Below are 23,514 nucleotides of genomic sequence, written 5' to 3'. Positions count from 1 at the left end.
GAACCTCAGAAAATTTTACAAGTAGAGTCATCATGTGCCTCGGACACACCAAACCAATGAGAAAAATACCCACAAAAAACGAGAATATTTCTTAGTTTTCATTAGCTGACAAAGAAACTGCGGGCAAGGTCACATTTAGACAGGTGCCATTATCAACACTGAGCGTAAAACTTCCGCCCAAAGCACTCACCCGTGACTGCATACCCCGCAATCCATAGCCCGGCGTTAAGCTGGCTAAATCGATGCCTTTTCCGTTATCACGGATGGTCAGAAAGATCTGCTGATTATCCTGCCGCGCGTTAATCTCAATCCGTTTAGCAGCACCATGACGGTAGGCATTAGTCACCCCCTCCTGACAGATGCGGTATAGGGTGATTTTCAGTGTCTCATCCATCGGAGAATCATCGAGTTGCCAGTTAAGCACCCCGACGACCGATTGATCCTGTGGGATTAGCTCACGTATCAATGCCGCAACAGCGGCTGACAGCGGCAGGTTATTTAATGCCGCAGGCCATAACTTGGCTAAAATATCGTGGACACCGTCGTAAACCCGTAACGCCAATGTCTCTATCATCTCAGCACTACCCAGAACTGGCGGTTGTGTCGTCAACCGCTTGATAATACTGGCCTGAGTACGGATGACAGTTACCGTTTGCCCGACCTCATCATGCAGCTCACGCGCAACATCACGGCGAGCATGTTCCTCGGCCACCACTAATGCTTTCGCCAGTTCACGATTCTCATTCAGCCGTATTTGCAATTGATGGTTTAACTCGCGCTGACGCTGGATTCCAGCCCCCAGCAATAAACCCGTTAAACTTTGTGCCAATAGAGACAACAATAGATCACGATGAGAATCCATGTGTACAGGCGCATTGATCAGCAGCACGATACCATTAAGCAGTGTCGCTACTAAAGCCCCTTGCCAACCATAGCGGTAAGACATAAACACGATAGGAATAATCAGACAGAACGGCACAAATAAGTGTAAATCTGTTTCTGTGACCTGATACTGCAACCAGATACTGAGTGCAAATAACAGCAAATACCAAATGATATGGCGCAAGCGGAGGTTAACCGGTTTATAAATCAGCCCCGGCTCCAGCGGCAACCAAATTTGGCGGGCCAGATAATGCCACAAAAGTAAGCAGGTTGGCGCGATGGTAAAGCCCCCCACCAGCCCCATCAATAGGGCCATTGCTCCTTTCCCTATGGCAATTTGCCAGCCCAGCGCCTGTATCAACGCAGTGATAAAAATGACCACACCTTGCATCAGTGGCCATTGCCATTCACTTTCACTCTGTTGATGGCGTAATAACCACGGAGACGCGACGACCGCGACTAACGTCGTCACCAGCAACAGGGGAATAGCAAACCACAACAGATGTAAGTAACCGAACTGATCGGTGATCAGCCACCACAGAAAGACATCTCCTAGCAGGACACCAGGCCAGTATTGACGTGGACTTTGTATTAAAATCCCTACCCGCAAACCAAACGGAAACAACAAAAGCGACTGTAGGGGCAAATCAACAAACTGTGTACCAATTGACCATAAGCAGAATGCAGCCGTGGTATAAATGAAAAATAGCGCCAGCAACATGAATAAACGCTGCATCATAGATTCAATACCTGCTTAGCCAGCTCAACATTATTACTAACACCCAGCTTGGAAAATAAGTTGGCGCGATGAACATGGACGGTTTTTGGCGACAAACCCAACGATTCCGCAATATCACGCACTTCCATACCTTGTGCCAACAATACGGCAACTTCACGCTCACGGCGGGTTAAGGGATCGACTGCAATGCGCGCCAGTTGTTGGGCAATTTCAGGCATCAGATACACTCCGCCACTGCCAACGGTTCGGACAGCATTAACCAAGTCTTCCGGTTTACAACGTTTGGAGAGGAATCCCTTAGCTCCGCGCTCCAGCGCCATTTCGACCAACGCCGGGCTGTCATGCATCGACAGCATAATAACGCCCATTCCAGAAGGGAGGTCTTTCAGTAAATCCAGCCCGCTCTCATCAGGCATGGAAATATCACAAATACATATATTAGCCTGTAGGCTCGGTAATCCGGCGCGTGCTTGTTTTGCTGAACTAAACTCCCCCACAACTTCAATATCATCTTCCAGAGAAAGTAGCTGGGCAAAACCTGAACGCACGATGTCGTGATCATCAATAAAGGCAACACGGTAAGTCATGGAAGACTCCAGCCAGTGAGGGATAAGGGCTGAAGTATACCGCAACCTAAAAAAGACGATGGGATTGGTATCAAAAATCAATCCATATCAGATTTTACTTTCAGATGTTAATTATATTGCAGGTTGAGTATTTCGGCCGGGGGCCTGACACCAATTATTTTGTGCATTAATCCCACCATCGGGTGAGGTGTAGCCTAAACAGCCGAGGATCGAGTCGAACAATTCAACCTGACGATGGGTTTTCCCCACCCGCTGCTCAGCCTGTAATTGTTCAAACGCAGTGAGGTGATCAGGTTGCGCCAAAAACTTATCCGATGCCCATACCATCAATGGCACGCGAAATTGCTCTGGTGGTGCCATTTCACGCGGGGTACCGTGGAAATGGGAGTTATCATCAATTGACTCACCGTGGTCTGCGGCATAAAACACCAGCGCTTTCTTATCCCGCATTTGGTCAATGACATTTGCGATAAATGAATCGGTATATAACACACTGTTATCAAACGCATTCACCAACTGCTGCTTACTACAGAAATCATCCACACCCATGCATTCCGGCTGGTAACGGGCATAACTGCGAGGATAGCGTTGGGAATAGAGATAATGTGAGCCTTTAGTATGTAAAACAACCAAATGTTTACCCGCCGGATAACGACCAAGCGACTCCTTTAACTCATCCACCAACAGCATGTCATCAACGGGTTTATCATCATTACGTTTCTCGGAAGCAATCAATTCACGAAATGAGTAATTATCAGTATTTGCATTGTTGTAGAACCACATTTCGCTCTGCATCGCGAATAACTCAGAGGTGAAACCTAATGATTTCATGACGGAAAATACATTTTGCTCTTTCAGTGTGCGTTGCGGGTTATCTTCTGTGCCGCCTTCGCGTACAAACATACAACGCAGGGAGAGCTTGGTAGAGGTATCACACGAGATACCGCGAAATGCGACTAAATTTTTCTCTTTACTCAGGCGCGGGGTGGTATCGCGTGAATATCCGAGCAGCCCCATATGATCCCAACGCGTTGTTTCACCGATAATAAACACAACATAGGTTTCATCAATGCCGGCTGGCGCGACATAAGTATGGTGTTCAGCAGGATCATACAGCGTTGCCGCGTCATACTTTTCATCGTATTGCGTGTAAGCATATAAACCCAATGCAGCCAACCAGTTAGAAGGCAAATAAGAGTGAGCAACTACACCGCCGTAACTGGGTAAATCCACGGTATTCAACTGTTCATCCGCGTGTTGTACTTTATCCAGATAGCGTAAAGGCAACCAAACCAGCCCGACCGCAACTATCATCAATAATATCGGTTTGATACGCTGTCCCGGCGTCAGGAATTGCTCCAGCAGAGTGAGTCGCAGGTTATTTTTCCAGATAAGTAACAAAGGCAAGGCGCTGACCAACACCATCCAGATAACAAAATGCAGCCCAATGACTTCTTTGGAAAGGTCTGTATCTGTGGTTAACACAGAAATCACAATGCCATAGCCGATCACAACATTGAAAAAAGTCATGTAATAGCTGGCAGCGACTGAGATTAATACCAATAGGGTGGCGATAACACGATAAAACCATCGTCCACCGAGGGAGATCACTCGCATCACAAAAAAGGTAAACAGAATAATGGCCATCACTTCTGTGATAGCTGACACCACTTTTATACCTTGGACACCTTGGCTAAATGAGTCAAAACGGCGATAAAAGACAGAGATATTCAGGAAAATACCAATATAAAAGGCCAGCAACAAAGAGATACTTTGCTGCGATAAAGATTTTACTCTGTCCATAAAACGCCAGGTCTCCAAAGACACTATTCACGGCTTGAATCAATCAGACAGTAAACCCGCCTCCAGGTTCAGTGCGGGGTCAGTAACTACGCCATTGATTTTAAATGCAAGAGTTATCTGAATCACTATTTGCGGGATAATTAGCGAATCAACACGGAATCGGAGGATGAGCTATCAGATTATTTTATTTAAAAATAAGGAGATAATGACGAAAGTCGAAGAAAAAGCAAGATTGCCCACAAGAAGACTCTCGCGGGCGACTGGAGACAAGACCTATTTGATGTTCAGAGTGACATCAATATTGCCGCGAGTGGCATTGGAATACGGGCAAACAACATGGGCTTTTTTCACCAGATCTTCTGCTATGCTGCGCTCAATACTTGGTAAGCTGATATCAAGTTGTACTTCAATACCAAAACCGGTGGGAATAGCACCAATACCGACAGTACCTTCAATATTGGCATCATCGGGTATTTTTACTTTCTCTTTTGATGCAACAAATTTCAGCGCACCAAGGAAGCAGGCAGAATAACCCGCAGCGAACAGTTGTTCCGGGTTAGTTACGGCCCCACCTGCGCCGCCCATCTCTTTCGGGACACCCAATTTCACATCCAAAACACCATCAGAGGATGTTGCCCGGCCATCACGGCCACCGGTAGCTTTCGCTTTGGCACGGTATACGACTTTTTCGATAGACATAGTATGTTCCTTTCTGGGTTAATAGACTTCAAAAACAATCTGTTAGAAAATTCACGATAAAATCGCGCACTTTATAATAATAAGCCAGATTTAGACGTTTATCCCTCAAAAGGCAAAAACCCCCAGTAAGGGGGCCTCTGAAGTACCATTACTGCACGGGTGCGTCTATCTTATCGTCTATGCGTTGCAACATGTAGGGATAGAACGGATTCGATGAAATACGCATCAATGAATCCAAACCTACCACCAGTACTGCGCGCTCACCACGAGCGGCAAACGTGCCCAGACTGATACCATATTGGTCACGCGGCTCAGGATAACGTCCATACAATGAGTCACTCATCGGGAATGGCAGTGCAACATGAGATAACGAGAAAATATCCGGTGGATAAATCAAGCCGGTAGGCACTGATGTCTCGTTAGTTTCCCCCGCCAAAGTCGTTAACGCCACTGTTTCATTACTTTGTGGTGAAACATTGGTGATAACTGTTGCACTGTAATTACGTGGCGGTGGCGGCAACAAACGCGCCAACGCGGTATAAGAAGAGGTTCTCAATAACGGGCCAAAACTGACGGCACGGTTCAGATCGAACAACACCACTTCACTGCCATTCTTCGGCAAATGATTATAAAGTGCAGTGACCACCGCCCGAGTACTGACCGTTGAATCCATAAGTGACTGGAAGGTCAGGATGGGTGGCAACTCTTCCATTTTATTATTGCGCGCATCGCGGGCGATTTGCTGTTGCAACACAGCGGTCAGCAAATAAGACTGGCGGGCTGCATTCACCGGGAACGAATTGTATTTGAAAGGATTAAACTCCGGTACGATCCCCAACCAGGCCGCTTTAGCAAAGGCTGGGAAGACAGCCGGCCAACCGGCAATACCCGCAAAACGGGCAAAGCTGGTCACGCCAATCATTGGTGATACCAATATAACACTCGCAGGTTTCGCCAGTGACGGGTCATCCATTGAATCCAGCGTATATTTCATCGCCAGTGCGCCACCATTAGAGAAACCAACGACATGCAGTGGCAAATCCGCACCGCTCAACGTTTTAGCTTCACGCACCGCCAGGCGAGTTGCCGCTAACCAATCCTGCCATTCAACATCGGTCAGGGCGGCAGGAACTGTACCGTGTGCTGGCAAGCGAATCCCCACCGCAACATAACCACGCTGGCGGTAATTTTCAGCAATATGCCGCAAGCTATAAGGCGTGTCGGTCAAACCGTGCAGCAATACCACCGCACCTTTGGGTTTGCCGTCAGGTTGCAGGATATAGGAGCGGTTCCAATCATTTTTAAAATGTGGTGGATAAATTGCGCTGCCAGAATAATAACGGTTTAGAGAAACCTGAACTCTTGGCTCCAATTTCTCTGTAACATTAGTGCGAACTTCATCAAAAACGTTATTTTCCGCTTTCATATAATCAGCCCAACTGGCTTTATCAATCTCAGCAGCACGCATTTCATGAGGGACGAAGGTATGCCAAAGTTCCAGCTTCGGGCCACGTTGTGTATCGTAAATACGTATTGCCAGTAGGGTAACGGACATCACCACCAAGACCAGAACAATCCGTTTTATCCACCGTTTAATGGCTATGGTAGGCATGGGCCGTTACTCCGTAGGTATATAAATTTCCGCAATTAAGATCAGTTTATCACTGTATTGTCATGGCTGTACTTTAAATGGAAATCATTATCTGGGTATACAGTGTGGTATCAATAAAACTAATATGTGGCTATTACTGCCAAAGAAACAACAATAAATAGCTTAATTCCTCTGTAACCCCTCTAATTTCATTAAACTGGCACTTAATTTCTCTGTGCAACCACCGCTGCCGTTGAAAGTAAATCAGGCCGCAGATCTTATTAAGAGCGGCCTGATTCAGAATGACTGTTTCTATGCTTCTATGCTTCGCTGCTTTCTACTTTCGAAATAATACGTGGCGGTGTTTTACGCACCCAAACCCACCAGGCCAGTGTCATTAATACGACCCACGCCACCCCGACATACATGGCTATACGGGTGTCAGGGAAATACCCCAACACCGCAATAATAAAGGCCATAAAGATAATAGTCAGGATAGGTGCCACTGGCCAAAATGGTACAGGGAATGTCAGTTTGGCAATATTTTCTTTGCTCATAGAGCGGCGCATCGCCACTTGTGAGATTAGAATCATTAACCATACCCAGACCGTTGCAAAGGTCGCAATCGAGGCGATAATCAGGAATACATTTTTTGGAATCAGATAGTTCAGTACAACACCGCATAATAATGCGATTGCCATCACTAAAATAGTCATCCAAGGCACGCCATTGCGCGTCAGGCGGCTAAAACACTTCGGTGCCAACCCCTCCTGCGCCATGCCGTACATCATGCGGCCCGCACCATAAATATCGCTGTTAATCGCCGAAATAGCCGCGGTAATAACTACCAAATTTAGGATATTAGCCGCAGAGCTGATCCCTAAACTACTAAAAATCTCCACGAAAGGACTGCCATTTTGCCCAATGCTATTCCACGGATAAATTGCCATCAGGACAAACAGGGTCAATACATAAAAAAGCAGAATACGTACAGGAACGGTATTGATGGCGCGTGGTAATACTTTTTCTGGGTTCTTCGCCTCACTGGCTGTTACCCCAATGATTTCTATACCACCAAAGGCAAACATCACTACGGCGAATGATGCAATTACCCCGCTGATGCCGTTGGGCATAAACCCTTGGTGAGACCACAAGTTACTGACCCCCGTGCTTTCGTGACCGGCTCCAAAGCCGAACATCATGATGCCCAGACCAGCGGCAATCATGGCAATAATCGCCGTCACTTTTAGCAGTGATAACCAGAATTCCATTTCGCCGAAAACCTTCACTGAACATAAATTCAGCGCACCAATAAAGAAGATGATACTCAGTACCCAGACCCACTGCGGTGCATCGGGGAACCACAGCCCCATATAGATACCGAATGCCGTCACATCCGCTAGTGCCACGATGATCATTTCAAAAGTATAAGTCCAGCCGGTCAGGAAACCGGCCAACGGCCCGAGATAGCGGCTGGCATAGTGACCAAAAGAGCCAGCAACCGGATCATGCACTGCCATTTCACCCAACGCGCGCATCACCATAAATACGGCCGCACCGCCAATCAAATAAGCAAGTAACACTGCTGGCCCCGCCAGACGAATAGCCTCCGCCGAACCATAAAACAGACCGGTACCAATGGCGGAACCTAACGCCATAAACCGGATATGCCGCGCGCTAAGGCCGCGTTTAAGCGTGGATGAATCATTCTTCATGGTACATTCTCGCAATTTATGCCTTTGCAGGCAGCGGTTCAGAGAGGGTGCCCCCGAATATCGGGGCCACCCATAGATCGGTATGATTTTTTGTTATTAATGGTTTTTTAGTTATTAATGGACCCGTCGTTATAACAGACTGGGTAGTAGATGTGCTGGCATTAACTCATTCATATGACGCTGGGCTATAAGCTGGCTTGCCGCTTCAATATCTGGAGCAAAGAAACGATCTTTATCGTAGTAAGCGACCTGTTTGCGTAATAGCTGGCGGGCGGGTTCCAATGTCTCTGAGGTTTTTAGCCCCTTACGCAAATCCAACCCCTGGCACGATGCCAGCCATTCAACAGCCAGAATCCCACGCACGTTCTCGGCCATTTCCCACAAACGCTTGCCAGCACGGGGAGCCATAGAAACGTGGTCCTCCTGATTGGCAGAGGTAGGGATGCTGTCAACGCTAGATGGGAATGCCAGCCCTTTATTTTCACTGGTTAACGCCGCCGCCGTGACTTGCGCAATCATAAAGCCAGAGTTAACCCCGCCGTTTTCCACCAGGAAAGGAGGTAACTGTGACATGTGTTTGTCCATCAACAGTGAGATACGGCGCTCTGACAACGAACCGATCTCTGCCAGCGCCAGCGCCAAGTTATCAGCCGCCATTGCGACCGGTTCAGCATGGAAATTCCCACCGGACAGTACATCGCCCTGTTCAGCAAAGACCAACGGGTTATCTGACACCGCATTAGATTCGATAGCCAAGACTTCCGCGGCCTGACGCATTTGGGTCAGGCAGGCACCCATGACCTGCGGCTGACAACGCAAAGAGTATGGATCTTGGACTTTGTCACAATTTCGATGAGACTCAGAGACTTCGCTGCGTTCACCGAGCAGGTGGCGATAAGTGCTGGCAGCATCAATCTGCCCGCGCTGACCGCGTACAGCATGGATGCGCGCATCAAAGGGGCTGCGAGAGCCCAGCGCAGCTTCCACAGTCAGGCTGCCAAAAACAGAGGCGGCGGCATAGAGATCTTCAGCTTCAAACAGGCCACGTAGTGCGTAAGCCGTTGAAACCTGAGTACCATTAAGCAGTGCAAGCCCCTCTTTGGCCGCGAGGGTCAGCGGTTCTAAACCCGCTTTTGTCAGTGCCGTTCGGGCATCCAACCACTCGCCCTGATAACGCGCTTTACCTTCACCTAACAGCAGTAAACTCATATGTGCCAGTGGTGCCAAATCACCCGATGCGCCCACAGAACCTTTCAGTGGGATATGCGGATAGACTTCTGCATTGACCAGCGTGATTAATGCTTGAATAACTTCCAGGCGGATACCGGAGAAACCGCGCGCCAGGCTATTGATTTTCAACACCATAATCAGGCGTACAATGGCATCGTCATTGGGTTCACCCACACCGGCTGCATGAGAAAGAACGATAGAGCGTTGCAGATTTTCTAAATCTTCCGTAGCAATACGGGTCGATGCCAATAGCCCAAATCCGGTGTTGATACCATACGCTGTACGATTCTCTGCCAATATCGCTTGTACACAATCCACACTTTTCTGAATGGGTTCGTAAGCGGTATCATCCAGAGAAATATGGACTGGATATTGGTAAACATGCCGCAGGTCAGCCAGTGTCATATGGCCGGGGCGCAATATCATTATTTTATTGCCTATTTTCATGATTTTATCCCTTGAGTCGCGGCAACCATCGGCAAGTTCAACCCCTGCTCTTGTGCACAGTTAATAGCAATATCATAGCCTGCATCAGCATGGCGCATCACGCCCGTCGCTGGGTCGTTATGCAATACTCTGGCAATGCGTTCAGCCGCATCATCGCTACCATCACAAACCACCACCATACCTGAGTGCTGGGAGAAGCCCATCCCAACACCACCACCGTGATGCAATGATACCCAAGTCGCGCCACTGGCCGTATTCAGTAACGCATTAAGTAGCGGCCAGTCGGATACCGCATCAGAGCCATCCTGCATCGCTTCGGTTTCACGGTTAGGGCTGGCGACCGAGCCGGAATCGAGGTGGTCGCGACCAATTACAATCGGCGCTGACAGCTCACCACTGCGAACCATTTCATTAAATGCCAAGCCTAACATCGCGCGCTGCCCTAAACCGACCCAGCAAATACGTGCTGGCAAGCCTTGGAAACTGATGCGCTCACGAGCCATATCCAACCAGTGATGCAAATGCTCATCATCTGGGATTAGCTCTTTGACTTTGGCATCAGTTTTATAAATGTCTTCGGCGTTACCGGAGAGCGCAGCCCAGCGGAACGGGCCAATACCACGGCAAAATAGTGGCCGAATATAAGCAGGTACGAATCCGGGGAAATCAAAAGCGTGGGTGACACCCATGTCTTGTGCCATCTGGCGAATATTATTGCCGTAATCGAAGGTTGGGATACCCATATTATGGAAAGCCAGCATCGCCTCAACATGTTCCGCCATTGATGTCTTGGCAGCATTAACCACCAGTGTAGGTTCGGTCTGCGCACGTTGGCGGTACTCTTCCCAGCTCCAACCTTTTGGCAGATAACCGTTTAGGGGATCGTGCGCACTGGTTTGGTCGGTCACCATATCCGGACGGACACCGCGACGAACCAGCTCAGGTAAGATTTCGGCAGCATTGCCGCATAATGCGATGGAAACCGCTTCGCCGGCGGCAGTATATTTTTTAATGCGCGCCAGAGCATCATCCAGACTGGTGGCTTGCTCATCCACATAGCGGGTTTTAAGACGAAAATCGATACGGCTTTGCTGGCACTCAATATTCAGCGAGCAAGCACCGGCGAGAGTGGCTGCCAACGGTTGCGCCCCCCCCATGCCGCCCAATCCTGCCGTTAGTACCCAGCGCCCTTTTAGGCTACCGCCGAAGTGCTGACGGCCCGCCTCGACGAAGGTTTCATAGGTGCCTTGCACGATGCCCTGGCTACCGATATATATCCAACTGCCCGCTGTCATCTGGCCGTACATGGCCAGCCCTTTGGCGTCCAGTTCGTTGAAATGTTCCCAGTTAGCCCAGTGCGGAACTAAATTCGAGTTAGCAATCAATACTCTAGGTGCATTGGTGTGCGTTTTAAAGACACCAACTGGCTTACCAGACTGAATCAATAGCGTCTCGTCATCGTTCAGATGAGTGAGGCTTTCGACAATCTTGTCATAGCATTCCCAATTACGGGCTGCACGGCCAATACCACCATAAACCACCAACTCTTTTGGATTCTCAGCCACATCGGGATCAAGGTTATTCATCAACATGCGTAACGGGGCTTCGGTCATCCAGCTTTTGGCGGTCAGTTTTGTGCCACGCGGGGCGCGAATCTCGGTATCACGGAATCTGTTTTGGGCAGTCACGGTAATTTCCTTCAACAAGTTTTTCTGGTATCAAACGACATTGCTTACCTTGTGTGTTTATTAACATATACTCGTATAGACAAGTACAATCAAGCACCAGAAAAACTGTATTAAACCCCGGTTTGCCAAGAAGATGAAAATATAAATGATCTTTATAATTAAATAGTTATATTTAATTGCGTTCTGCAATAAGAGCGGAAGAGAGGATTTTCGACGTGGATTAGCGGATAAAAACAGCATAAAATTGGTCTATTTTTGCGCACGGAGTCACATATATTTCACACTAATTTTACATTGTAATACCCGAAATGCGGGATATATCGCAGACGATCCAAGGTAATTTTACTGATTAATGATGAGTATTTACTGGCGTGGGCCATCAGGCAGAAAAAGAAGAAACAGCAATAATAAGAGAGCAATCACCGGTATTGCTCTCTTTAAGTTAGCTTATCAGAAGTTGTATTTCACACCCAGCATCACACCGGTATCGCTGTAACCTTTATTCCCGATCTGCTGGCCGATATTTCCCCACAAATTCAGCTGCTTATTGAGTTGCCCTTCAACACCGAGTTTCAGTTCACCGAGATTGGCAGCACCGGCTTGATTAACGGTTACATTATCCATAACTGTACCGAAATCCTTGGTGTTGTGAATCCAGTTAGCCTCAACAAATGGCTGGAATCTCCGCTCGCTGTCTTTATCCTGGCTGCTATAACCGTGCATAAAGGCTTTCACCCCAAGGCGGGTTTGAATATTACCATCGCCAACGCCAGAAACGAGGGTACCGTTGTCTTCTTTATGATCATCGGCTTTCACCCCCATCCAAATAGCCTGTACTTTTGGCTGAATAAAATAGGTGCCGTGCAAACTTTCACCCACTTTAAAGGTATACCCTGTCTCAACAGACGCTGTAACACCTTTGGATTTATAACTTTCTGCGGCCAAGTCTTGCCCTTCAACCCGGTTATTAAACCAACTGTATTGCGCCCAACTGTCCAGATACAGGCCAGACTTATCGGCTTCATTAGCATACCAGGTGCCGTATAGCCCCAGACTATAGCCATCCACTGAGGAGCGTGCGCTATAACCCGATATGCGGGAATCTGTCCGGCTTTTACTGTTACCGTAACCGGCCATCATCCCCAGATGGAAACGATCCATATCATTATGACTCCACTGAGCAATATCCCCCCCAAGTTGCAGTACATAACGGTTACTCTGGGTACCCAATTGATCATAACTATCTCTGGAACGGGTATGGCCGCCTTCGTTACGCATCCACAGGCTGGTCACTTTCTGTTCACCGGTTAGTGCATCAATATATTGAGTCTCACCCAAACGGTCATGCAAACGTGTCACAAACATATTGTTCGCCGCTGCCAGATTGGCCGCATAACCACTGGCTTCGGGCCGCTCGACTTTCTGCTTCTGACCAGGAACAACCGGGTCGGTGGGATCGATTGGAACCACAGGCTCCGTGGGTTCAGTTGGTTCCTTGGGTTCAGTTGGCTCCTTGGGTTCAGTTGGCGGTATGATCGGATCAGCAATATTGGTTAAATACCAGTGGCTGTTATCACCGCCATGACTGCGGCCTACGCTATTATCCTGCCCGCGATTGAGGCTGTAATCATAAGCACCCGCAACAATACGGCCTGACTGGATAAATTCACCATCGGAGTCGCCGTTTACCCGAATCAGCTCAATACCATTGAGCGTTTCATTACCCAGACCACCGGCATTTCTCACCACAACGTAGGTGGTTCCTGAAGTATTACCGTCGATCAAGAGCTTATCGGTTTCTGAAGTATCATCATTCAGCGCGGTATTAAAATAGATATAACCGCCATCACTGTGATAATTACCGGTGACAGTCAGTGTTTTGAAGGTAGCACTATTCTCAAGATAATTAACAATGGCTCCACTGGATAAATTCAGTGAGGTCAGACTTGAATCACCAGACATATTCCAAACACTGGAGCTTCCGCTCATCGCCAAATTAATGACACCATTATTACTGCTGGTGCTGCCAAGGCTTTTTGTTGTGCCATTAAAAATAGAACCATCAATAAATCTCAAATCTACTAAGCCATTTTTTTCTGCTATGATATTGCCATCAATACGAAAAATACCGGCAGTAGATTGATTATTTACCGCATCATAAGACTTTATTTCTGAACCAATTCCGGTGGCGTAAATGGCATTTGAATTACTGCCACTCACATTAATCGCCAAACCACCCAAAATATTAATAATACCGCCACGGGTATTCGTGAGTAATCCCGTTTCTGCATTTAAACCATTCGCGTTATTACCGGTGGTTGTCACCGTAGTGCCATCACCTAAATTGACGACACCGCTTTTATTGGCAAAAACCGCATCTGCGGCACTGCCAGAGGTCATAATTGAACTATTTTTACCGAGAGTTACACTGGCTGAACCCGTTTGCCCAGTGTCGCCCATTTCACGGTTACCGGCATAGACACCGTAACCTAAGCCATCAACCGTATTCGCGGCGGAGCCTTGCGTTGTGATATGCGCTCTATCACCCAGAACAATATTATTATACTGCCCTGCTGTATTGGTCAGGTTGGCACGCACGCCAATCCCATACTTGGCGAGTATTTCTGCATCGCTGCCAAGAGTAATGAGGCTTGAACCGGTATTATTACCGGCATTAATACCGTCGCCGGAACTCCCTAATGCATAAATAGTGGCATTGTTGCCAATAGTAATAATGGAAGGGTTATTGGCGGGTGCTCCTGATTTTATCTGTATCGCGTCAGCCTTGTTACCGGACACACTGATGTGGAGATTATTACCAAATCGCATTTCCCCAGCTTGGTTTTTATATAAGCCGACAACCGCATTAGTCGGGCTGGAGACTAAATCAAATGTATTAGTAATTGAGTAATTACCACCATAGACACCATCCCAGAAGGTAGTGTCAGTACAAATAGTTAAATTACATCCAGCATAAATCTGGCCGGAAAACAGGCCCAGCGCCAGTGAGATGACAATCGTTATTCTTTTCTTTTCGAAGACTCTAATCGGTATATTTTTCATATTAATGTCCTGGTCAATCGGTGCAAAAATTAAAATTAAAATTAAAATTAAAATTACCGACAGTTTTGAATTGCTGTCGTGAGATTATATTTATTTTTGTTAGTATTGCTTATCTACTCACCTAAAATAATTTTATGACTAGGTGTTAACTGAAATGTATCATGGGTCAATCAGACTTTAATGTAAGAACTCAGCACCATCACTTGTAAGAATATTCCTACAAAATAAACAAACCATAAACTATCTAATTTAAATTCAATGTATTGACTAAAAAACCTGTATTAGAAGACATAACATATATGAGGATTAGTTGATTAAGATCATTACCGTAGCGCAAAGTCAGAGCTGATTGATGCCCATCCCCGTAGTCCGGATGAGCAGTATGGCTCGCGACTTATGGTTGGAATGAGGCTATGTACCTGTTCGACGCCCCCTTCTATGCTGGAAGGATGTTATCTGGTTTATGTCAATTATTATGGTGGCAAAGATGACCGTGTGCTAACCATCACTAAACTCAGCATTGTGAGTAGTGAAAAAGGTAAAATATGAGATTTTATTATTCCGATACGTAACACTGGTGAAAAGCTTCAGTTCTTGATGAAGTTGGGATGCTCAATTGGCCAGTCTTGATTTTTTACGTTGACCAACGCGATGAAGCGGTGAGGCAGACGCAACTATCCCACTGACTACACGATAAAAATGCCTCAAGCCTAAATGATAAAAGCCCCGACTGTGGTAGTCAGGGCTTTTAAGGTACTACACGTTTAAAATTAAACATTAATCAACTTAATAACTTAATACTGCTCTTAGGTACTACATATAAAGATGTACATGTTTCTACAGGAATATTTGGTGCTTATAACTAACTTTACCCTCCAATATATTAACTGAATAGTAACACTTCCCGTTTATTTCATTTAGCCATGTTAATGATAACCTTGACTAAATGAGTACATCACCCTCGCGATATATACTCTTGCTACATGGCTTTACTTTCGTCGCGACATCCTCGACTTCATACTTGTGTACACAAATCGCGAACATTACTATTAACAACAAAGCCTTAACTCATCGCGTTAACGTCCACAACATGCGATTGTAAATATTTCCTACGTGGCCTTAAAGCATCATCGCACAAATTCGTTTTAAAAACTCCATTGCGACTCTCACATATAAAAATACTTCGTGGCCTTTATCGCACTATTTTGAATCAGCCTACATGGACACCGGCTAAATATAACGTGTTACTCAATGCACCGGTGTTAAATTCCAATCTACGTGTTCTGTAGTGGATGTCAATACTGTTTTTAATAACATGTCTTTATTATATAGATATGCTATCTCCGGCCAATCGGCGGTATCTCTATGGGAAACCGAGGATTCTCATCCACAGAAGAAAACCAGAGAGAAGTTAGCGGCGATTTGTAAATTCAGGGCGAAGCCGGTGATGTTGTAAAATGCCAAGTCAGAGACCCTATTTTTATGCCCCCAGCACAGGGTAGAAACCAGTAGACCACGGTAGATTCAGACAGACTGCTTTCGTTGCAACCATCGGATTATAAAAGGATTTATTGACGGAGAGAGAAAGCGGGAGATAGGCTTTGGCGGAGATCACAGGAATACTTAAAACATCATTATACATTGATATATAAGTAAAATTTTAAAATGGAAGTATGATTCTATACACTTTCCTATACACAATAATTAATGCGGTGATATTTTGAACAACTATTAGGGTAAGAACTCAATAGGTATATATTCAAATCAGCCAAGAAAAAAAAGATTTATAGAAAAACTGTTCACACTGTTCACTTTTTAATTTAATCATTTAAATACAATAAATTAGGTAGTGATTAGTTAGTGACGAGTTTATACAAACTGGTCACTTGCTGTGAACAGTCGCCATTGAATACAAAAACACCGGCCTAGGCCGGTGTGATTATTTTTGAGGTACCAAGATGTGTGAGACGAATTGGGGATAAAAAAGAAAGGCCTGCAAGCAGGCCCGAGTACACACTGATACATTGCTCCCCGGTGTTGGATGTATGAGGTTTGTACAACGCAACTATAAGTGTCGTAACTGATAGCGTCCAATGGGTTAGACAGATCAATGACAGCGTATTGATCGGCAGAAACGATCGTAAGACTTTTTACAAAATATATTTCATAATCGCTTAAGGCAACTATCTCTAGTTGTAACAGCACAGGCACTTACACGGGTTGCCCAGGGCAAGTGATACTTAATATAAGGTTTAATTATTAATTTTAGTATAAAATCCAGTTAAGAATTTTTACGCATATAATCTATTAATACTATTTAAATAACTGTGGGGTAACATGAACTATAATTCAATCGCATTATTTATCATGAATAATATTGGCTCTTTAACTATTGTAATAGCATTACTTGCCTCAGTTAGAGTAATTGCTAAAGGGAATTTCTTCTTTAAAGATAATGATGTAATGTCTACTCAGCGAGAAATTAAAGAATTAAGAAATAAAGTAAATGAATTAACTATTGCCGTTAATGGCGACGATGAATTAGTTGGTGTAATTGGAACAATTGACAAGCTAAAATCAGAATTAAGAAAAACAAACTCAATAAATTTAAATAATGATATAATAAATAAAGTTGAAAATGCCATATCTAAGATATCAGAAAATCTGTTACAAGAAAAAATAATAAATTCCGAGTTAATAAAATCAGAAGTTAATCATGAGTTTGAAAAAATAATAAAAAATGAAATATTCAAAATAACAAACAATAAAGATATGATAGGAAAGATAAGTTCTGATATAGATGAGAGCATTAATTTAAGTGCAAAAAAAGACTATGATTATTTGCTTGATGATGAATACAAAAACTCAATGAAGTTAAAGGCTATTTTGGTTAATTTATTTGTTTTTGTAAATATAACAATGCTATTGTTAGTTATTGCTTTTACCGGCGTAGTAATAAGCAGTAGTCAACAAAACCCTAGTTTCTTGTTTCCCACCCAACTAGCATTAACTATGTCGGGTCTCTACATCAGTTTTGCTGCATTTGTAATTTATGTTATTAAATTTGCGAATTCCAGAACATTAACCATATTAGCCCTAAGAGAAGACTGGTCAAAACAGAATCTTTTAATGAATCTTATTAATACAATAAAATTAAAAGAGACCTTAAACGAAAATGATGTGGCCATTATTAAATCCGTGATGACAAATAGAACACAAAGAGAGCAAAAAATAAAACATCCATATGAAATATTTTTACAGGGTATATCAGGGTCTAATATCCAATTTAAAGGAGGGAAACTTCAGGTAGGCCGAGATAATGATAATTAATTATAATAATTATTTATATTGATTTTTATCTACAATAACAAGGGGAACTAATCCAATCTTAAGTTGGTTTAGTTCCCCTTGTGTCTATTTATAAAACTTCACATTTAGGCAACCAGTCAGCCTCGCAGTCTTCACTTAATATCAGATTGGTTTGCATCCCCTGATTGGTCTTACGCTTCAACAAGGCTATTTCATATTCGCTCAAGGTTTGTGGCACAGCGCGCCCGAATGCGGTCAGGCTCATTGGCCGTTGGTGGCCGCGCGCCTCCATAAACGACAGGTAAGCGTGATACAGGTATTTACGCGGATTAGCCGGGATAATATTGGCATTCCCCATATACAGGCCATTGGGCGTATTAACCGCCAGCAGATAACCACAAAAATCGACCAGCGGGTCAGCACCGCGCTTAACCTCCAGCGCTTCATCTGAGTTCTGCTGTGCTTCGAGTAGCGTACGGGCATCATTGGGAACGGTAAAACGCTGCATCAGGTGGCGTACAATCACCGCCAGTTCACCGGTAATTTTCGCCAGTAATAGTGGGTCGCGCTCATTGGCCGGAATGACTTCAGGGAACGGCAGAATAACCCGGCGACGGGAGACACCGCCGCTGCGGTCACTGAACTGCATCGGGTTGTTATTGACGGCCAGAATCACCGCCGGAATATGAGTGGAATAGGCATCACGGTATTTCGGGTCTATGGCGACAGCATCACCGCCAGTGATGGCTTTAATGCCGGCACCGTCACCGCTCCAGCGCTCTTGGTCTGGCAGGATAATCAGTGAGAACCCCACCACAGAAGCACGTTCCCGCGACGATTCCAGCGTATCGATGGTGGCCGAGGTGGTATTGTCTTTCCCGGCCAGCAAGCTGGCGATAGAGGCCATCACGCTTTTACCACTGCCACCCGGCCCGGTCACCTCAAGGAACAGTTGCCAGTCATAGCGGTTCGCCAACACCATATAAAGCGCCGCGAGAATACGCTCCTGTTTCTCGTGTTGTTGCCCGGCGGCCCGCGTTAACCAGCGCCAAAAGTGCGGGGCATGGTCGGACAGATTTTCCCCGGCTTTGGGCGGGGTGTAATCCACGCTGTTCACGGTACGTAACCAGTGCGTTTTCTGGTGTGCACCGAATTGGCCGGTAGTGGTATCAAATACCCCGTTACGAAAACCTATCAAGTGCCGGGCGGGTGTTCCCATTTGTGGCACCATCAGCTTGAGCGTATCGAGTACGCTGTTTATCCCGGATGCTGAGAACGGGGCACGGATTTTCTGGAACAAGGCGGCAATCTCCCGGCTGAGTACCCGATATGGCAGTACCTGCCACGCCCCTTTTTCATAGCGGCACAGGTCTTCACCCACCTGTGGCACCGCCAATAAGTGCTGATAGTGCTCTGCTAATAGTTCGGCCTTTTCACTGGCGCTCATGGCTTTCAGGTCGGCGTCACTGAGCGTATCAAACGGGCTGGGCTGTTGCGGCTGATTGAATGCCTGTAACTGGGTCAGGGCGGCCAGTTTACCTTGCTGCTGATAAACGTCGTTCCAGTCGCCCACAACCGACGGCAACGCCAGCTTACCGCCGCTCAATTGGGCGGCCTCTGTTGCGCGGCTCTGGCCGGTGCCGTTCTCGTCATTATCGGCGGCCAACAATAGCAATGCATCCGGGTAGTGGGTACGCAACTGTTGCGCCAGTGCGGGCAGATTGTTAGCGCTGAGCGCGACACACACCGTTTCCCCGGTCAGATGATGTACCGTTAGCCCGGTAGCATAGCCCTCGGTCAGCCAGATAACGGCGTTATTCTGTCCGGCAAAAAAATGACAGGCGGCTTTCACCTGTCCCCCGGCCAGTGTGCGCTTGTCACCGTTGGCGTTAATCAACTGAACATTAACCACTTCACCGGCACTGTCGGTCAGGGGGAATAACAGGTCGCCGGGTTGATAGGTAATACCCCCAACACGCAACGGTTTATCGTGTAATGTCAGCGCCTCCAGTTCTGGCCAGCCTTTGGCGGTCAGATAGGCATTCCCGGTCTGTAGTCTCGCTGCTGTCAGCAGTTGTTTAGCCTGTTCTGCGGCCCGCTGCCGTGCTTGCGCTTTCTCCTGCGCTTCCTGACCGGCATTGTGTGCCGGTAATGGCGGGTTCGATGGTTCTCCTAACACCTCGGCCACTTTGCAGGCGGCTTCCTTGGTCGTGACCGCCAGCGCCTTTTCAACCAGATTCAGACCATCGCCGCCGCCGCACTGGTTACAAAACCATGTGCCACGCCCTTGCAAATTATCAAAGCGAAAACGGTCTTTACCGCCACACATCGGGCAGGGCTGCGCCCGGCCTCCGGCGGCGATATGAATACCAAGAGCGGGGAGCAATACCGGCCACTGGCCGGTGGCTGCATGTGAGGTTTTTGAAACGCTTAATAGTGTCATTCTCTGTTTCTCCTCAGTGCAGGGTGGTTTGACTGGTTGTGGTTATCTGCGCTTGGCACAGCTCATCCATCATTTTTTGCCCTAATACTGTCAGGCGCGGCGGAGCCAGCAAAATATCAGGCTGAACCATGTCACTGAGCATAGTGCAGGCCATATCCATACCGGCTTCTGGCCCGTGCTGGCGCACATAGTAGCCCTCAATATCCATCGCAATCGCCATTTGCAATTCATCCAGCGAGTAACCAAGGCTCACCCCGTGAGACACGCAAGTATCAAGGTAAGCATGGGCTAACGCACGGCGATAAACAGCGGTACGGACTTCAACGGGCAGACAGGATTGATTCAGGGTATTCATACGATAGGTGCCTCCATGCGGGATAAGATTTGTGATTCGCAGGTGTTCATCACCTGTCCGAGCTGGTCAGTCAGTAACGCCACCATTGAGGCGAACGATTCAGGCGACGGTGGGGTAATACCGTGTAGCAGGCTGCTTTGTGTTTCCAGCATATCGAGGAACGTCACGCCGACATTGTGTGCGTGCTGGAGGCGTAAAAAATCAGCGTGAGGGATACTGTACTGCGTATCACAGTCATAACGGGCGGCAAGGGTATTCATGCGACCGCCCCCAGTGGCAGACGGCCAGCAAACGACAGGATGTAGTCACGGGTTAAACGCAGGCGGGCATTCTTCTCACTGCTGGCGGTGGTACGCAACATGCAGGGACGCGCCATTAATTCAGTACGACGAACAGCAGCGAATAGATAGATAAATTGCGGGTGTAACGGGGTGAGGGATGTAGCCATAGTGGCAGCCTCCAATAAGTATTGGTTATTGCTACCACCGAAGTTTCCACGCTTATGGGTGGTAGCCCAGACGGGGGTGGAAATACCGGCCTTATTGGAAACCGGCCAGCCCGAAGGCTGCCCCGCCTGAGCCACCATTGCTTGATAGCGACAGCGGTGTAGAAACCACTGTGCAAAAAACTGGTAGGCCGAGGCCACGACATAAAAAAACACGCCTGGCGCGTGTTGTGTCGCCAATAAGTAACTCGGGTTTCCACGCCCGGCTGCCGATTTTGCGACAGCACGGCGACTATAACGCAAGGCCTGCAAAAAATGCAAGCCAGAGAAAAGCCCTTTTTGCGGGATGAGGGTCATCGGTTTAGCAATCAGTCTGAATATCAGGCTTGGGCTGTACGGGGGTACGGGCGTAGAAATTGGCCTGTGCTGGCGTGCCTGCCGCATTGCCCGACATCACTTGCACCACGCCGTTTAGCTGGCTGCGGTACTTGGGTAAAGCAAGGCCGGGTTGTTGCTGCGCAATCTGGAACGCCTCAGCGATGTATTGCACGTCTCCATCATTCAGAGTGAAGAATTGCTCGCCGATTTTTAGGGTGATCATGCTGATACCCCCTGACGGTTAGCAATGCGCTCTGCCATCCAGCCCTCAATCTCAGAGGCCAGCCATGCGACGTTCTTACCGCCAAGGGAAATTTGTGCGGGGAAGTGGTCACGGCTAATCAGTTCATAAATGGTCGAGCGGGATAAGGCGGTGGTGTTAATCACTTCAGGTAGACGCATAAAGCGGTCACGCGGGTAGTGTGTTGCCATTGGTGGTGGCGTATTGGATAAAGTCTGTTGTGTCATTGCAAGCATGAAAAGCTACCTTATTGGTTGTCCGGCCATATACCGCCGGGTTTGCTGGGATTCAGTTGGGTAGCCCCCTATTGTGAGAATATTTTTACCTGATGCAACAAGCCGTTGTTGTGTGATTTACCACAACAAACGCACGTAAAAATGACGGTATTTGACTCTCTGGGTCTATGTGGGTGTATTCGGGTATATGTGTGGAAGGGGTGTTTTTTTGTACTGAGTCGTTAAAGCCAAAAAGAATTAAAAGATATTGATTGATATTAAAATGCTCTAAAAAGAGTGGTGGTGGTTGAGCACAACAGTGAGGGTTTTGCCTGCTTTTTAAGCTAGCCAGAGAAAAAGCTCTTTTTAACCAAGTGAACAGTAGTGAACACTTGGTGAATAGTTTCAAATGAACTGTTCACCCTTTTATTTATTGATTATTAATACTTTTCTCCTAAAGTGAAGAGTAGTGAACAGTTTTTATAAAACTATTATTTTTATAGCCCTTTTAGTTTGATTTGAGAGTGTGTTGTATGGGAAATGGCACAACGGGCATTGATTGAGGCGTTGTGTGAGAGCTTGCAAAATGACTCCACCTTGACTGAAACGGAGTTATACCAATGAGCACGATCCCTGACATGACCCCTTTGGAACATTTTGAAGTGGCGAAAGCAGCACATCAGAAAAACATGCTAATACTGAATGAAGTTACCTCTGCAATTACTCGTTGCCATGAGCAACAACAAGAAGCAGAAATAAAAGGCAAGCAGGCGGAAAGTAGCTGGCGGAACTTGTTTCGTAATATGCGCGGTGAAATGACCGATGAGCTGAAAGAACAGCATGGTCAGCGAATCTCACAAAAAGAATTAGCTAAGGAGTTCTCAACACTAATCAAAGAGCTGGAGCTTGATAAAGATTCAGCGATGCTGGCATGTTGTTATTCAGCAAAAAAACTTGAAAATACCTATAAAAATAACTTTAAAATTTATGCTGAACAAGAATGGCGACAGGCTTTACTGGAACTTCCCTCCTCTCTGATAAGGGTTATTAAGTTGAAATTACGTGCTCTAGCACTAGCTGATGAGGGCAACGAAAATCAGCTTGGTTATGAAACCCCGGATAAGATAATGGAACGACAAGTAGGGCGGATATTAGTAGATGTTGCGGAGCATCATAAGATCTCAATATATCCAGACTCAACTTTAGATAAAATCGGCTGGAATAGGCCTAATTTAGATGGAGTGGACTGGAAGTTATACAATAGCCCGGCTTCTTGCTCTAAATTAGCCAAAGAGATAATTATAAAAAGAAAAAAATTACAGCAAGAAGAGGAAAGCTAATATGATGCGTTGCCCAGTGTGTAAACATGCGTCTCATACTCGCGCCAGTCGCTATTTATCAGAGCAGACCAAAGAGGCATATTATCAGTGTCAGAATATAGAATGTTCTTGTACCTTTAAATCGATTGAGAGTGTGGATAAAATAATCACTCGCCCTCCGGTTAAAGAGCCTGAAATAATACCCGCCGTTATTCTACCAGAGCGAAAAGTATTAAATCGCTACGGTTCTAACGCACGAATTCATTAATAATCCCACCCTGCCTGTAACCTCTCAAGGCAGGGACTTTTCCCCACTCTCGCCACTTTGCCCTTGCCGTTTAAGGGCTTTTTCTCTGGCTAGCCTG

18 protein-coding genes and 1 pseudogene are annotated in these 23,514 nt (G+C 46.4%); 4 read left to right on the top strand and 15 right to left on the bottom strand.

Annotated elements, in window-relative coordinates; genetic code table 11:
• Positions 1 to 91: 91 nt before the first annotated feature.
• From uhpB to AT01_RS12745, 9 genes are all read right to left on the bottom strand, one after another.
• Positions 92 to 1,621, bottom strand: coding sequence for a signal transduction histidine-protein kinase/phosphatase UhpB (gene uhpB, locus AT01_RS12785; protein ID WP_042547423.1), 1,530 nt, complete (start codon positions 1,619 to 1,621; stop codon positions 92 to 94).
• Positions 1,618 to 2,208: a transcriptional regulator UhpA gene (gene uhpA, locus AT01_RS12780; protein WP_042547422.1), complete on the bottom strand. Its 591-nt coding sequence runs from the start codon at positions 2,206 to 2,208 to the stop codon at positions 1,618 to 1,620. Before uhpA ends, uhpB begins: the two co-directional genes overlap by 4 nt.
• A 111-nt stretch (positions 2,209 to 2,319) precedes the next feature.
• Positions 2,320 to 4,011 (bottom strand): kdo(2)-lipid A phosphoethanolamine 7''-transferase, encoded by a 1,692-nt coding sequence (gene eptB, locus AT01_RS12775; protein WP_042547421.1) that lies wholly within the window; start codon positions 4,009 to 4,011, stop codon positions 2,320 to 2,322.
• Between the two features lie 273 nt (positions 4,012 to 4,284).
• Positions 4,285 to 4,710, bottom strand: coding sequence for an organic hydroperoxide resistance protein (locus tag AT01_RS12770; RefSeq protein WP_042547420.1), 426 nt, complete (start codon positions 4,708 to 4,710; stop codon positions 4,285 to 4,287).
• Positions 4,711 to 4,858: 148 nt separating this feature from the next.
• The gene (locus AT01_RS12765) at positions 4,859 to 6,322 is read right to left on the bottom strand and encodes an alpha/beta hydrolase (RefSeq protein WP_042547419.1); all 1,464 of its coding nucleotides are present in this window, start codon (positions 6,320 to 6,322) and stop codon (positions 4,859 to 4,861) included.
• A gap of 299 nt (positions 6,323 to 6,621) precedes the next feature.
• On the bottom strand, positions 6,622 to 8,016 hold the full coding sequence (locus AT01_RS12760; protein WP_004699562.1) for an amino acid permease: 1,395 nt from the start codon (positions 8,014 to 8,016) through the stop codon (positions 6,622 to 6,624).
• A 129-nt stretch (positions 8,017 to 8,145) separates the two neighbouring features.
• Complete coding sequence (hutH, locus tag AT01_RS12755) at positions 8,146 to 9,693, bottom strand: histidine ammonia-lyase (protein ID WP_042547418.1); 1,548 nt, start codon at positions 9,691 to 9,693, stop codon at positions 8,146 to 8,148.
• Entirely contained in the window at positions 9,690 to 11,381 is a 1,692-nt protein-coding gene (hutU, locus tag AT01_RS12750; RefSeq protein ID WP_042547417.1) for a urocanate hydratase, read from the bottom strand. Before hutU ends, hutH begins: the two co-directional genes overlap by 4 nt.
• Before the next feature lie 450 nt (positions 11,382 to 11,831).
• Entirely contained in the window at positions 11,832 to 14,444 is a 2,613-nt protein-coding gene (locus AT01_RS12745) for an autotransporter outer membrane beta-barrel domain-containing protein (RefSeq protein ID WP_042547416.1), read from the bottom strand.
• A 1,348-nt stretch (positions 14,445 to 15,792) separates the two neighbouring features.
• Here AT01_RS12745 and AT01_RS22295 point away from each other — a divergent pair.
• Both AT01_RS22295 and AT01_RS12740 read left to right on the top strand, forming a co-directional pair.
• Positions 15,793 to 15,900: pseudogene (locus tag AT01_RS22295) on the top strand (transcriptional regulator); the annotation flags it as partial.
• A gap of 881 nt (positions 15,901 to 16,781) precedes the next feature.
• Complete coding sequence (locus AT01_RS12740; RefSeq protein WP_042547415.1) at positions 16,782 to 17,774, top strand: hypothetical protein; 993 nt, start codon at positions 16,782 to 16,784, stop codon at positions 17,772 to 17,774.
• Between the two features lie 88 nt (positions 17,775 to 17,862).
• On the opposite strand, the gene AT01_RS12735 is transcribed toward AT01_RS12740, so the two are convergent.
• From AT01_RS12735 to AT01_RS12710, 6 genes are read right to left on the bottom strand one after another with little or no spacing between them, the layout of a single operon-like run.
• Entirely contained in the window at positions 17,863 to 20,196 is a 2,334-nt protein-coding gene (locus AT01_RS12735; protein ID WP_042547414.1) for a primase-helicase zinc-binding domain-containing protein, read from the bottom strand.
• A 13-nt stretch (positions 20,197 to 20,209) separates the two neighbouring features.
• Positions 20,210 to 20,551 carry a DUF5375 family protein gene (locus tag AT01_RS12730; protein WP_042547413.1) on the bottom strand — a complete coding sequence of 114 codons (342 nt, stop codon included), beginning with the start codon at positions 20,549 to 20,551 and terminating at the stop codon, positions 20,210 to 20,212.
• The gene (locus AT01_RS12725; RefSeq protein WP_032910557.1) at positions 20,548 to 20,811 is read right to left on the bottom strand and encodes a hypothetical protein; all 264 of its coding nucleotides are present in this window, start codon (positions 20,809 to 20,811) and stop codon (positions 20,548 to 20,550) included. Before AT01_RS12725 ends, AT01_RS12730 begins: the two co-directional genes overlap by 4 nt.
• A complete protein-coding gene (locus tag AT01_RS12720; protein WP_004718142.1) occupies positions 20,808 to 21,353 on the bottom strand; it encodes a host cell division inhibitor Icd-like protein in 546 nt (181 codons plus the stop codon). Before AT01_RS12720 ends, AT01_RS12725 begins: the two co-directional genes overlap by 4 nt.
• 4 nt (positions 21,354 to 21,357) lie before the next feature.
• Positions 21,358 to 21,597, bottom strand: coding sequence for a hypothetical protein (locus AT01_RS12715; protein WP_230596541.1), 240 nt, complete (start codon positions 21,595 to 21,597; stop codon positions 21,358 to 21,360).
• Positions 21,594 to 21,851: a helix-turn-helix transcriptional regulator gene (locus AT01_RS12710; protein ID WP_050328774.1), complete on the bottom strand. Its 258-nt coding sequence runs from the start codon at positions 21,849 to 21,851 to the stop codon at positions 21,594 to 21,596. The genes AT01_RS12715 and AT01_RS12710 overlap by 4 nt, the downstream gene beginning before the upstream one ends.
• A gap of 599 nt (positions 21,852 to 22,450) precedes the next feature.
• Here AT01_RS12710 and AT01_RS12705 point away from each other — a divergent pair.
• Both AT01_RS12705 and AT01_RS20865 read left to right on the top strand, forming a co-directional pair.
• Positions 22,451 to 23,170, top strand: a complete 720-nt coding sequence (locus AT01_RS12705) for a hypothetical protein (RefSeq protein WP_042547412.1) — start codon at positions 22,451 to 22,453, stop codon at positions 23,168 to 23,170.
• 1 nt (position 23,171) lies between these two features.
• Positions 23,172 to 23,417 carry an ogr/Delta-like zinc finger family protein gene (locus AT01_RS20865; protein WP_071841518.1) on the top strand — a complete coding sequence of 82 codons (246 nt, stop codon included), beginning with the start codon at positions 23,172 to 23,174 and terminating at the stop codon, positions 23,415 to 23,417.
• The last annotated feature ends 97 nt before the right edge of the window (positions 23,418 to 23,514 follow it).

Origin of the sequence: Yersinia aldovae 670-83, from assembly GCF_000834395.1 — a bacterium.
Classification (GTDB): Bacteria; Pseudomonadota; Gammaproteobacteria; order Enterobacterales; family Enterobacteriaceae; genus Yersinia; species Yersinia aldovae.
This window is presented reverse-complemented; position numbering and strand designations above follow the sequence as displayed.